10 protein-coding genes are annotated in these 13951 nt (G+C 39.7%); 6 read left to right on the top strand and 4 right to left on the bottom strand.

Features of this window, described 5'->3' with window-relative positions; genetic code table 11:
• Positions 1–644 precede the first annotated feature (644 nt).
• The 5 genes from M5121_RS05595 (at position 645) to sucD (ending at position 8440) form a co-directional block, all read left to right on the top strand.
• The gene (locus M5121_RS05595) at positions 645–3485 is read left to right on the top strand and encodes a 2-oxoglutarate dehydrogenase E1 component (protein ID WP_005161748.1); all 2841 of its coding nucleotides are present in this window, start codon (positions 645–647) and stop codon (positions 3483–3485) included.
• A complete protein-coding gene (odhB, locus tag M5121_RS05590; protein ID WP_249570589.1) occupies positions 3485–4693 on the top strand; it encodes a 2-oxoglutarate dehydrogenase complex dihydrolipoyllysine-residue succinyltransferase in 1209 nt (402 codons plus the stop codon). The genes M5121_RS05595 and odhB overlap by 1 nt, the downstream gene beginning before the upstream one ends.
• A gap of 107 nt (positions 4694–4800) precedes the next feature.
• A complete protein-coding gene (lpdA, locus tag M5121_RS05585) occupies positions 4801–6234 on the top strand; it encodes a dihydrolipoyl dehydrogenase (protein WP_087536945.1) in 1434 nt (477 codons plus the stop codon).
• Between the two features lie 136 nt (positions 6235–6370).
• Positions 6371–7537: an ADP-forming succinate--CoA ligase subunit beta gene (gene sucC / locus M5121_RS05580; protein WP_005161739.1), complete on the top strand. Its 1167-nt coding sequence runs from the start codon at positions 6371–6373 to the stop codon at positions 7535–7537.
• 12 nt (positions 7538–7549) lie between these two features.
• On the top strand, positions 7550–8440 hold the full coding sequence (gene sucD, locus M5121_RS05575; RefSeq protein WP_003655479.1) for a succinate--CoA ligase subunit alpha: 891 nt from the start codon (positions 7550–7552) through the stop codon (positions 8438–8440).
• Between the two features lie 121 nt (positions 8441–8561).
• On the opposite strand, the gene M5121_RS05570 is transcribed toward sucD, so the two are convergent.
• The 4 genes from M5121_RS05570 to trpS all read right to left on the bottom strand — a co-directional run bounded on the left by M5121_RS05570 (position 8562) and on the right by trpS (position 12825).
• Positions 8562–10268, bottom strand: a complete 1707-nt coding sequence (locus tag M5121_RS05570) for a flotillin family protein (RefSeq protein WP_249570588.1) — start codon at positions 10266–10268, stop codon at positions 8562–8564.
• A gap of 30 nt (positions 10269–10298) precedes the next feature.
• Positions 10299–10943 (bottom strand): YqiJ family protein, encoded by a 645-nt coding sequence (locus M5121_RS05565; protein ID WP_178882410.1) that lies wholly within the window; start codon positions 10941–10943, stop codon positions 10299–10301.
• 238 nt (positions 10944–11181) lie between these two features.
• Entirely contained in the window at positions 11182–11382 is a 201-nt protein-coding gene (locus M5121_RS05560) for a dodecin family protein (protein WP_249570587.1), read from the bottom strand.
• A 429-nt stretch (positions 11383–11811) separates the two neighbouring features.
• Positions 11812–12825 (bottom strand): tryptophan--tRNA ligase, encoded by a 1014-nt coding sequence (trpS, locus tag M5121_RS05555; protein ID WP_004664430.1) that lies wholly within the window; start codon positions 12823–12825, stop codon positions 11812–11814.
• Positions 12826–12990: 165 nt separating this feature from the next.
• Here trpS and M5121_RS05550 point away from each other — a divergent pair, with 165 nt between their 5' ends.
• Positions 12991–13914 (top strand): DUF808 domain-containing protein, encoded by a 924-nt coding sequence (locus M5121_RS05550; RefSeq protein ID WP_005214095.1) that lies wholly within the window; start codon positions 12991–12993, stop codon positions 13912–13914.
• Positions 13915–13951 lie beyond the last annotated feature (37 nt).

Here is a 13951-nt window from a genome sequence, read left to right as displayed (position 1 = left end):
TCGAGTTCTTAAAAAATATTATTGAGTGTTGAAATTTATAAATTTTGAGCTTAAGAAAAATGACTTGGATGAATAGGAAAAATGAATGATCTATTTTAAGGCGCTCTGCATAATGTTTGTGCAAGAATTGTAGAAAATCTTTAACTTTGGTCGATAAGGGTGCAACAATTATAAAAAGGGCGGTATATTAGAATATAATTAAGAATGTGTATTTCGCTGCTTTATAGATGGTATGTGTCAAAAAAATCAATTCGTACATGAGAACATGTTACGATTTCTGCCACGACCTGAAGCAAAAAATAAGCATATTCTTGATGTTATATCGCTCTAATGCTTACCAATTGTATGGATATAGTTTGGGTTAAAGTCAATTTAGAAAAGTTAATATTTTTGTTAATTTTTCTAAAATGGTTTGCAAAAAATTGCTCGATTTCATCGAGTATAAGGATGAGTTATGTGCTTTGAATTGAAAGTGCATAGCTCATTTATTACATCAAAAGGAATACTCCTGATGTGTAGTGATAATGTCTCAAGGTTGGATGATCTTGAGTAGTAGTGTCATGTTACCAATTTGATACTATGAATCATGGGTGTGCTTAAAAGGCAACCTGTATTATTTTTTGCAATAGGAAATGGGTCCAAAAATGCAAGAAGTTGCTGACGCACTGCGTCTTGACACTGAACTTTCCGCTGATAGTGCAGCGTATATTGAAGAGCTTTACGAACAGTACCTAACTTCTCCAACCTCAGTGTCAGAGGATTGGCGTGAATATTTCGATAAATACCCTAAAGGTGATCAACCACACGGCAGTGTGCGCGAGCAATTCCTCCTTTTGGGTCGTAATTCAAACCGAGTTCAACCTGTTGTACAAAGCACTGTAAGTACAGAACATGAGCGTCGTCAAATTGGTGTATTACAACTGATTGCTGCTTATCGTAACCGTGGTCATCAAAAAGCCAAACTTGATCCATTAGGCCTTGCGAAACGCGAAGAAGTTCCAGATCTTGATTTATCTGCACATGGTTTAACCAAATCTGATTTAGATACTGTATTTAATACAGGTAACCTCGCGATTGGTAAAGCAGAAGCGACATTGTCTGAAATGGTTGAGTCCATGGAAGCAATTTACTGCTCTTCAATCGGTGCAGAATATATGCATATCGTTGATACCAAAGAAAAGCGTTGGATTCAACAACGTTTGGAAGGTGCTCGCGGTAAATTCAATTACACCAATGATCAGAAAAAAGGTTTTCTTGAGCGTTTAACCGCTGCGGAAGGCTTAGAGAAATATCTTGGTAATAAATTCGTTGGTGCAAAACGTTTTGGTGTAGAAGGCGGTGAGTCTTTTATTCCAATGATGAATGAAATCATTCAACGTGCAGGCAGTGTCGGTTGTAAAGAAGTTGTGATCGGGATGCCACACCGTGGTCGTCTCAACCTTCTTGTGAACATCATGGGTAAAAATCCAGCGGATCTTTTTGGTGAATTTGAAGGCAAGAGCCTACATAAAAAAGGTTCTGGTGACGTTAAGTATCACCAAGGTTTCTCTTCAAACGTAATGACTCCGGGTGGCGAAGTTCACTTAGCATTGGCGTTTAACCCATCGCACTTAGAGATCGTTGGCCCAGTTGTTGAAGGTTCGGTTCGTGCACGTCAAGTTCGTCGTAAAGATATTGGCGGCGATGACGTTCTTCCAGTGATTGTACATGGTGATGCTGCATTTGCGGGTCAAGGTGTAAACCAAGAAACCTTCCAAATGTCACAAACACGTGGTTACACAGTGGGCGGTACCGTTCACATCGTGATCAATAACCAAGTGGGCTTCACAACTTCTGATCCGCGCGATACACGTTCTACAGAGTATTGTACTGACGTTGCGAAGATGATTCAGGCGCCGATTTTCCATGTGAATGGTGATGATCCTGAAGCTGTGATTTTCGTAACTCAGCTTGCACATGATTTCCGTCATACTTTCCGTAAAGATGTCATCTTAGACTTGTTCTGCTACCGTCGTCGTGGTCATAACGAAGCGGATGAACCATCTGCAACTCAACCATTGATGTATCAAGTGATCAACAAGAAAGCAACAACACGTACGTTGTATGCTGATCAATTGGTTCAAGAAAAAGTGCTTGATCGTGCAAGTGCTGATGCCATGGTTGAAGGTTATCGCTCTGACTTAGAAGCAGGTAATCATGTTGCCAATGCTTTAGTTCGTGAACCAAACAAAAAAATGTTTGTAGATTGGTCGCCATATTTAGGTCATGAATACACAGATATTTGGGATACAACTTTTAGCATCGATCGTCTAAAAGAACTTGGTTTGAAAATGAATACATTACCAGAAGGTTTTGTATTACAACGTCAAGTTCAGAAAGTGATCGAAGATCGTGTGAAGATGCAAACAGGTGAAATGCCACTCAATTGGGGTGCTGCAGAAACTTTAGCTTATGCATCTTTGCTTGACGATGGCTTCCTTGTGCGTATCACGGGTGAAGATGTGGGGCGTGGTACATTCTCGCACCGTCATGCCAAATTACATAACCAAGTCGATGGTTCGGTTTATATTCCACTTTGCCATATTAAAGAAAATCAGCCTCGTACTGCGGTCTATGACTCTTTGTTGTCAGAAGAAGCAGTGCTTGCATTTGAATACGGCTATTCAACGACATTGCCAAAAAGCTTAATCGTTTGGGAAGCTCAATTCGGTGACTTCGCAAACTGTGCACAAGTTGTTATTGACCAATTTATCGCTTCGGGTGAAACCAAGTGGGAGCGTGTGTGTGGTCTAACCATGTTGTTACCACACGGTTATGAAGGCCAAGGTCCAGAGCATTCATCTGCACGTTTAGAGCGTTTCTTACAGCTTTGTGCTGAAGACAATATGCAAGTGATGACACCGACAACACCAGCACAGATTTTCCATGCATTGCGTCGTCAAGCGGTTCGTCCGATTCGTAAGCCAATGATTGTAATGTCACCAAAATCATTACTCCGTCATAAACTTGCGACTTCAACTTTAGATGAATTAGCAAACGGTTCATTCCAAACCGTGATTGATGAAGTTGATCAAATCAATAAAGCTGATGTGACTCGTTTAGTTCTTTGTGGTGGTAAGGTTTATTACGATTTACTCGAAAAACGTCGTGAGCTTGGTCTAAACCATATTGCGATCGTTCGTATCGAACAATTGTATCCATACCCAGAACAACGCTTAGCTGAGGTTATGGCTCAGTATCCAAACATTCAAGAACTTGTTTGGGCACAAGAAGAGCCGAAGAACCAAGGTGCTTGGTTATTTATCGTTCCTCGTTTATATGAAGACGTTCTTAAATCAGGTAAACAAATTCGTATTAGCTATGCTGGTCGTGACGCATCTGCCGCACCTGCTTGTGGCTCGCCATACTTGCATGCAAAACAACAAGCTCAGCTTATCAATGACGCACTTGCGATTGAAGTTGAACAATCAGGAGATTCTAAATAATGGCAACCGAAATTAAAGCACCGGTATTTCCAGAGTCAGTTGCTGACGGTACGATCGCAACTTGGCACAAGAAAGTAGGTGAACCTGTATCACGTGATGAAGTGATCTGTGACATTGAAACCGATAAAGTTGTTTTAGAAGTGGTTGCTCCAGCTGATGGTAGCTTAGTTGCAATCATCAAAGGTGAAGGCGATACAGTTCTTTCTGACGAAGTGATTGCTCAGTTTGAAGCAGGCGCTGTTTCTGGTGCTGCCGATACGCAAGCGGTACAAAGTGCGGCACCTGCCCACGTGGAGCAGGCTGTTGCAAACACAGAAGCAGGTGCGGCGCCAGTTGTTCCTGTGCAGGATCAGGCTCCTGCTGTACGTAAAGCATTGTCTGAAACAGGCATCAATGCTGCTGATGTACAGGGTACAGGTCGTGGTGGCCGCATCACCAAAGAAGATGTTGCTAGCCATCAGGCTAAACCTGCTGCGTCAGTTCAACCATTAAGCGTTGCTGTAGGCGAGCGTATTGAAAAACGTGTTCCAATGACACGTTTACGTAAGCGTGTTGCTGAGCGTTTATTGGCGGCTACACAACAAACTGCAATGTTAACCACGTTCAACGAAGTGAACATGAAGCCAATCATGGAAATGCGTAAGCAATATAAAGATGCTTTTGAAAAGCGTCATGGTGCGCGTTTAGGCTTTATGTCTTTCTTTGTTAAGGCTGCCACTGAAGCGTTAAAACGTTATCCAGCGGTTAATGCATCGATTGATGGTGATGATATCGTTTATCACGGTTTCTACGACATTGGTGTAGCGGTTTCTTCTGACCGTGGTCTGGTTGTGCCAATTCTCCGTGATACTGACCGTATGAATTACGCTGAAGTTGAGAATGGCATTGCTGGCTATGCTGCGAAAGCGCGTGAAGGCAAGTTGTCAATTGAGGAAATGACGGGTGGTACATTCACCATTACCAATGGTGGTACATTCGGTTCATTGCTTTCAACGCCTATTTTAAACCAGCCACAAACTGCGATTTTGGGTATGCATAAAATCCAGGAACGTCCTATGGCGGTGAATGGTCAAGTTGAAATCTTGCCAATGATGTATTTAGCGCTTTCTTATGACCACCGTTTAATTGATGGTAAGGAAGCTGTAGGTTTCTTGGTAACAATCAAGGAATTGTTAGAAGAGCCAGCTAAACTCATTCTTGATCTTTAACATATTTAAATCCCCCTAAATCCCCCTTTGATAAAGGGGGGCTACCAGTCACGGTATTTCCCTTCTTTGCAAAGAGGGGGTTAGGGGGAGATTTAAGGAATAGAAAAATGTCTCAACAGTTTGATCTTGTTGTCATAGGCGGTGGGCCTGGTGGTTATGAAGCGGCGATTCGTGCCGCTCAGCTTGGTTTCAAAGTTGCTTGTATCGAAAAACGTATTCACAACGGTAAGCCATCTTTAGGTGGTACCTGTCTAAATGTGGGCTGTATCCCATCTAAAGCATTGCTTGACTCTTCTCACCGTTATGAAGCAACAATTCATGAGCTTGCTGAACACGGTATCACCACTGGTGAAGTTAAATTTGATTTAGATACTTTGTTGGCACGTAAAGACAAAGTTGTAGATCAATTGACGGGTGGTGTTGCTCAATTACTAAAAGGTAATGGTATCGAGTGGTTACAAGGTACGGGTAAATTACTTGCAGGTAAAAAAGTAGAATTCACACCGTTTGAAGGTGAAGTACAGGTTTTAGAACCTAAATATGTCATTCTTGCGACTGGTTCTGTACCTGTCAATATTCCAGTCGCTCCAGTTGATGAAGACTTAATTGTTGATTCTACTGGTGCATTAAAATTCCCAGAAGTTCCTAAACGTCTTGGTGTGATTGGTGCAGGTGTTATCGGTTTAGAGCTTGGTTCTGTATGGCGTCGCCTTGGTTCAGAAGTTGTTGTGTTTGAAGCATTAGATGCTTTCTTACCAATGGCAGACAAAGCATTGGCGAAGGAATATCAAAAAATCTTGAAAAAACAAGGTTTAGATATCCGTATCGGTGCAAAAGTTTCTGGTGCTGAAACCAATGGTCGCGAAGTAACGGTTAAATATAACCAGGCTGGCGAAGATAAAGAACAAGTTTTTGACAAGTTAATCGTATGTGTAGGTCGTAAGGCATATGCAGAAGGTTTATTGGCAGAAGATTCTGGCATTAAATTGACTGAACGTGGTTTGGTTGATGTGAATGATCAGTGCCAAACATCTGTTGAAGGGGTTTACGCGATTGGTGACTTGGTACGCGGTCCAATGCTTGCTCATAAAGCAATGGAAGAGGGCGTAATGGCAGTTGAACGTATACACGGTCATGCTGCTCAAGTGAACTATGACACGATCATTAGCGTTATCTATACACATCCAGAAGCTGCTTGGGTTGGTTTAACTGAAGAACAAGCCGCTGAAAAAGGTCACGAAGTTAAAGCAGGTCAATTCCCGTTTGCGGTGAATGGTCGTGCGTTGGCTGCTGGTGATACTGCTGGTTTTGTGAAGTTCGTTGCTGATGCAAAAACTGACCGTTTATTAGGTATGCACGTTGTGGGTCCAAATGCATCTGATATCGTACATCAAGGTATGATCGCACTTGAATTTGTATCTTCAATTGAAGACCTACAATTAATGACTTTTGGTCATCCAACTTTCTCAGAAGTTGTACATGAAGCCGCGCTTGCTGTTGATGGTCGTGCCATCCACGCGATTCAACGTAAACGTAAATAACAAAATAAGTGTGGTTCGCCACACTTTTTAATTAATGATGGTTGAAATAAAAACAATCATTTACTCAACTTGTAACAGTCTATAATTTATAATATATCTAGACTGTATGACAATAAACTACATAGTAGGTAACTGAATGAACTTACATGAATATCAAGCTAAAGCATTATTGAAAAAATATGGTATGCCAGTACAGGAAGGTATCTTGGCAACAAATGCAGATGAAGCCGTTGCTGCGTTTGAACAGCTTGGTGGTAAATTTGCTGTAATGAAAGCACAAGTTCATGCTGGTGGTCGTGGTAAGGCTGGCGGTGTAAAAGTTGCGAAATCAAAAGAAGATGTTATCGAATTTGCAAACAATATTATTGGTACGCGTCTTGTAACCTATCAAACAGATGCAAATGGCCAACCAGTAAATAGTATTATTGTTGCTGAAGATGTATATCCAGTTGAGCGTGAGCTTTATTTGGGTGCGGTTGTCGACCGTTCTAGCCGTCGTATTACTTTCATGGCTTCTACCGAAGGTGGTGTAGAAATCGAGAAAGTTGCAGAAGAAACACCTGAAAAAATTATTAAAGTTGAAGTCGATCCACTTGTTGGCTTACAACCATTCCAAGCACGTGAAGTTGCATTTAAATTAGCATTAAAAGATAAACAAATCAGTCAATTTGTTAAAATCATGACAGCTGCATATCAAGCATTTGTAGAAAATGATTTTGCTTTATTTGAAATTAACCCACTTTCAGTACGTGAAAATGGTGAAATTTTGTGTGTTGATGCAAAAGTAGGCATTGACTCAAATGCGTTATACCGTTTACCAGAAGTTGCTGCTTTACGTGATAAATCTCAAGAGAATGAGCGTGAATTAAAAGCATCTGAATTTGATCTTAACTATGTTGCTCTAGAAGGTAACATTGGTTGTATGGTCAACGGTGCTGGTCTTGCAATGGCAACGATGGACATCATCAAACTTTATGGTGGTCAGCCTGCAAACTTCCTTGACGTTGGTGGCGGTGCAACCAAAGAGCGCGTAATCGAAGCGTTCAAAATCATTCTTGCTGATACGTCTGTTCAAGGTGTTTTAATCAACATCTTCGGTGGTATCGTACGTTGTGACATGATTGCTGAAGCGATTATTGCAGCGGTTCAAGAAGTAAATGTAACTGTACCAGTTGTTGTTCGTTTAGAAGGTAACAACGCTGAGTTAGGTGCGAAATTACTTGATGAATCTGGTTTGAAATTAATTTCTGCGAACGGTTTATCTGATGCCGCAGAAAAAGTTGTAGCTGCAGTGAAAGCGTAAGGAGTATCAATCATGAGCGTATTAATTAATAAAGACACTAAAGTATTGGTACAAGGTTTTACTGGTAAAAACGGTACTTTCCACTCTGCACAAGCTTTAGACTACGGTACAAAAGTTGTTGGTGGTGTTACTCCGGGTAAGGGTGGTACAACTCACCTTGACCTACCAGTATTCAACACGATGAAAGAAGCGGTACGTGAAACAAATGCGGATGCATCTGTCATCTATGTACCAGCACCATTCGTTTTAGACTCAATCGTTGAAGCTGTTGACTCAGGTGTTGGTTTAATCGTTGTGATCACTGAAGGTGTTCCAACCATCGACATGCTTAAAGCGAAACGCTACTTAGAAACTAACGGTAACGGTACTCGTTTAGTTGGTCCTAACTGCCCAGGCGTGATCACTCCTGGTGAATGTAAGATTGGTATTATGCCGGGTCACATTCACCAACCAGGTCGTATCGGAATCATTTCACGCTCAGGTACATTGACTTATGAAGCTGTTGCTCAAACAACTAAGCTTGGTTTAGGTCAGTCGACTTGTATCGGTATTGGTGGTGACCCAATTCCGGGTATGAATCAGATTGAAGCGCTTCAATTGTTCCAAGACGATCCGGATACTGATGCAATCATCATGATCGGTGAGATCGGTGGTACAGCGGAAGAAGAAGCTGCTGAATTCATCAAATCTAACGTGACTAAGCCTGTAGTCGGTTACATCGCTGGTGTAACTGCGCCTAAAGGTAAGCGTATGGGTCATGCTGGTGCGATCATTTCTGGTGGTCAAGGTACTGCTGAAGAGAAATTCGCTGCATTTGAACGTGCGGGAATGGCTTACACGCGTAGCCCAGCTGAGCTAGGTTCTACTATGTTGCAAGTGCTAAAAGAGAAAGGTTTGGCGTAATACGTTAGATTTTAATCTTTAAAAAAACCCCAATAGAAATATTGGGGTTTTTTATTGATCAAGTTTTTGATTTTCATAAAAAAGAGCCTTATTACTAAGACTCTTAATAGATCGAAAATACTTATTCAGCTTTAGGTTTCAACCCTTGAGTTAAACCATTGATATCACCGCCTTGTAAACCTAACTCACTCATTAAGCTATCAATTAACGGTGCTTGTGAACGGTAACGTAGGGCGCTATTCACAACCTGATCAGACAAAGAAGTTTGACTACTTTCTATTGTTTCACCTGATGCAGAACCACCTGCAAAGCTACTTAAACCATTCACCTGTAAAATCTTGATGTCATCAATGTTTTCCATTGGTTTAACACTTTCACGAATGATCTCTGGTAAATGCTTTAATAGTGCCAAACGAACTTGCATTTCTACCTGTTCAGCAGAAAGAGTATTGGCGGCTTCATTCACTGCACGAGCACCTTCTGCATCAACCTGATATTGTTTCTCTAAAGCTTGGGCAAGCAATATTTTAGCATCGGCTTCACCTTTCGCTTTTAAGCGAATTTTTTCAGCATCTGCTTCAGCAGCAATACGCACAGCTTCCGCTTCATCAGCAGCGGCTTTTTTACCTGCATCTGCTGCGACAGTGATAGCAATTGCTTCTTTTTCAGCAGTCTGTTTGGCTGCAACCAGTTCAACCGCTTTTTGACGTTCAGCACGTTGTGTTTCACGTACCGTTACAACTTCTTCTTCGGCTTTTACGGCTTCGGCACGGGCTTTATCTGCTTGGGCTTTGGCTTCTGATTCAGCGCGAGATTTTTCAGCAATGGCAATGGCACGGTCTTGTTCAGCCAATTCAATGGTTTTCTTTTGCTCAACTTGCGCTTTTTGAATCAATTGTGCTTTTTGAATATTTTCATTTTCGACATCACGAGCCGAAGCAATACGTTTGATTTCAACTTCACGTTCAGCAGCAATACGGGCTTCTTCTGCTTCACGCTTTTTAGCCGCTTCCTGAGCAGCAATTTCAGCACTTTGTTCGGCCTTGCGAATTGAAATTTCACGTTCCTGCTGTAGCTTGGCATATTCCTCTTCACGAGAAATTTGTAGTCTTGCCTGTTCAGCTTGCAGATTTTTCGCACGAATCGCCAGATCAGCATCCTGCTCAATGTCGTTACGTTTTTTACGACGATCTTCGATGGTTTCAGTTAGTTTGGTTAAACCTTCTGCATCGAAGGCATTTTGTGGATTAAAAAATTTAAAACTGGTCTGGTCTAAACCAGTCAATGACACTGTTTCAAGTTCTAAACCATTTTTAGATAAATCTTCAGAAACGACTTGCTGAACCTTTTGTACAAAGTCCACACGTTTTTCATGCAGTTCTTCCATTGCCATCTCAGCAGCAACAGCACGTAAAGAGTCAACAAATTTGCCTTCAACCAAGTCTTTCAATTCTTGAGGTGACATGGTTTTTCGACCTAATGTTTGGGCTGCCGTTGCAATTGATTCACCAGTAGGTTTGACTCGAACATAGAATTCAGCCATGACATCGACACGCATACGATCACGAGTGATCAGTGCTTGATCTGCTGCCCGTTTAACTTCGAGGCGCAGCGTATTCATATTCACAGGAATAATTTCATGTAAAACAGGGAGGACAATTGCTCCTCCGTTCAGAATAACTTTTTCACCTCCAAAACCTGTTCGTACAAAGGACACTTCTTTACTGGAACGGGTATATAGGCGAGCAATCACGACGCCGATAAAAATGAGTGCTGCAAAAATAATACCGGTGATGATTAAAATTTCAGTCAATGCTGAACTCAACATTTAAAATCCCTCATTAAATTAATATATAAATTAAGCAGTAATTGCTTGGAATCCAATTTTTGTTCTTTGGGTTAAAATCACATCTTGCCCTTGGTAAAAAATAATATCTAACTCAGGTTCAACCAAGACATAATGGGTTTGACCGAATTGATCTTTTACTTTAGCTTGAGCAGGGGAGTTTTGTGTGGCTTGTCCTAAAATAATTTGTGCTGTACGACCAATCAGTTCATCACTATGAATGGCTGTGGTTTCATCTTTTGGAATAATTTTACTGATCAATGCTGCACTTGTTCTCACTAGTGGCATACATAAAAATAAACACATAGGAGCAATGATCCAAGCAGATAAATAATGCTCGGTTAAGTGGAAAAAAATATCCTGAATAATGAGACCTGTGAGTGAATAGACTGTTAAAAAGATAATTAACCAAATGAGAAGAGGAACTTTTCCTAGATAAAGCCACTCTAAAAGCTGAGTAAAAATACCGTTAGTATGTTCAATAGAAATATCGGCATGATCAACATCAACTAGACTGTCTGGTAAAAATTGATCAATGAAACTACTACTACCGCCAAATAATAATAAAATTAATTCTAGAGCACCTATAAATAGGCATAGCATTAATGAAATGCTAAAAACAATATTTGATGGATGGATTAATAAGTCCCATATCATTTGCATTACTCTTATATCTTTTTGAGATAATTAATAAAATTTTTATAAAAATAAAACAGTTATAAGAGTAAAGCGAATGGGGGGGAATTTCAACTTAAATCGTTCTGATTGCTATGCTCTGGCAGATGAATAAAAGATAATTTTATAATCTGTTTGATCATTTTTGATGATCAAATATTGTCGACATTGTCACTATAAAAAAATCCCCAAACGGGGATTTTTAAAAGATAAAATCTTTTTATTCAACAAGGAAACTAATTTTTAAATTCACGCGATATTCAGTAATTTTATTGTCTTTGATCACTACTTTCTGCTCGTTGATCCAAGCACCTTGAACATTTTTGACCGTTTCAGTGACTTTAGTAATCCCAGTTTGAATTGCATCTTCAAAGCTTTTGTTGCTGCTAGAATTAACTTCGACGACTTTAGCAATGGACATAATAATCTCTCTCAGTGTGTGGTAGTTATTGAAAAATTATCATAGATCAAAAAATCAGCTAGACCGCTATAATTAACTTTTTATTGCTAAAAACTTACATGTTTTCACAATCGAGAAATAGGCATAAAAAAACGCAATGATTGGGGTAGTCATTGCGTGAACAACGAATCTGCAGAAACAGTTTCGGTTGAAAGGAGAAATATCATGAGATTAGTGTTTACTGATCTACTTGGCTATAGTACAAAAAAACCTGACAGAGTTCATAGGTATTCATGTAAACTAGTGTTAATGGGTGTTAAGGGATGTTAATATGTGACAAAAATTGTTAGTTTTAGACGGGTGTTAAAAGTTCTTAAATTGAACTCAAATCAAATGGTTAAATAAAAAAAGCCTAAATACTAGGCTTTTTTGCGATAAAAGTAACGTAAATTAAAATTTAAATAAACCTAATCCACTTTTCACTTCATCTAATGTTTGCTGAGTAATGTCACGGCATTTATCTGTACCATGTTTTAAAATGTCCATAATATAATCAGGATCTTTTTCAAGTTCAGCTCTGCGTTCACGAATCGGCAGGATCAATTCTTTGAGTACACCCTCTAAACGTTTTTTAACTGTCCCATCACCCAAACCACCACGGCGGTAATGCGCTTTTAGTTCTTCGATTTCTTCTTTATTTGGATCAAACGCATCAAGGTAAGTAAATACAATATTACCTTCGACTTGACCTGGATCCTCAATTCTTAAGTGATTTGGATCGGTATACATTGCGTTGACTGCTTTTTTAATGTCTTTATCAGAAGCATTCAGCACAATAGTATTGCCTAAAGATTTAGACATTTTTGCTTTACCATCAAAACCTGGCAAACGTCCCATATTGGATAACAGCGCCTTACATTCAGGTAATAAGTCATGACCAATTTGGCGGTTAACGCGACGTACAACCTCATTGGTTTGTTCAATCATTGGGATTTGATCTTCGCCAACAGGTACTACAGTCGCTTTAAATGCGGTAATGTCTGCTGCTTGAGCCACTGGATAACATAAAAAGCCAGCAGGAATATCTCGTTCAAAACCACGCATTTGAATTTCTGACTTAATGGTTGGATTGCGTTCTAAACGAGCAACTGTCACAAAATTCAGATAGAGCATGGTCAGTTCATTGAGAGCAGGCAAGCATGATTGGACACAGATCGTTGTTTTGGTTGGATCAATACCAACTGCCAAATAATCTAATGCAACTTGAAGAATATTGTTACGGACTTTATCTGGATTATCAGCATTATCAGTGAGTGCTTGAGCATCTGCTAATAAAAGGTGTTGATGATGACTGTCTTGTAAACCAACACGAGAGCGTAATGAGCCAACAAAGTGTCCAAGATGAAGTTGTCCAGTAGGGCGGTCGCCTGTCAAGATGATTGGACGTTGATCAGCATTACTCATGATATATTCCAAGATTCAGTAGTTTCATAAATATAAAGATTGATATTATTGTACGGGAAATAAAATTTTTTCGTCAGCGATTGCTTAAACTTTTTCTTAAAATAATGTTGTGAATTTATTGAAGAATTCTACAATAGCGAAATAAATACAAACTGGGAAATAAAAATGGCGAGTGGATTATTGTTATTACTCGATGATATTGCAACGATTTTAGATGATGTTGCGGTAATGAGTAAGATGGCTGCAAAAAAAACAGCAGGGGTGTTGGGTGATGATTTAGCTCTAAACGCGCAGCAAGTCAGTGGTGTACGTGCAGATCGAGAGTTGCCTGTGGTATGGGGAGTTGCTAAGGGTTCTTTCGTTAATAAACTTATCTTGGTTCCATTAGCATTACTGATTAGTGTGGTTGCACCTTGGTTAATCAATCCTTTATTAATGATTGGCGGCTTATTTCTATGTTATGAAGGAGTAGAAAAAGTTGTACACATGCTCCAGCATAAAAAAGCAAAAACAGCTGAGGAAGCCAATGAAAGCTTGGAACAGATCGAAATAGATTTAGACAAGTTTGAAAAAGAAAAGGTAAAAGGTGCGATTCGTACCGATTTTATTTTATCTGCTGAAATTGTGGTGATTTCGTTAGGTACAGTTGCAACAGCAGCATTTATGACTAAAGTGACTGTATTAAGTGTGATTGCAATCGTAATGACCGTAGGTGTTTATGGTTTTGTTGCAATGATTGTGAAAATTGATGATTTAGGCTTATATTTAACACAGCAAGCATCTGCGTTTAAAAATAAAATAGGTCGTGGTCTACTCGCATTTGCTCCTATTCTAATGAAAACATTATCTATTGTTGGAACGGTTGCAATGTTTTTGGTAGGTGGTGGAATTATTTCGCATACAGTTCCTTTATTACATCATTTTACTGAAGAAACTGTTGACCATTTAGAGTTGATTCCAAGTTTTGGTTCAATTATCGGTGCCTTAACACCAACTTTGATTAATCTAGGAATCGGCTTTATTGCAGGTGCTGTTGTATTAATGGTTGTTATGCTTATTCAAAAATTTTGGTCAAAAGCATCTGCATAAATAAAATGCTCAATCACCATCATTATCATATGTGAGG

It is taken from the genome of Acinetobacter sp. ANC5681, assembly GCF_023488045.1.
Classification (GTDB): Bacteria; Pseudomonadota; Gammaproteobacteria; order Pseudomonadales; family Moraxellaceae; genus Acinetobacter.
The sequence above is the reverse complement of the archived record's forward strand: the minus strand, read 5'-3'. Positions and strand labels throughout refer to the sequence as shown.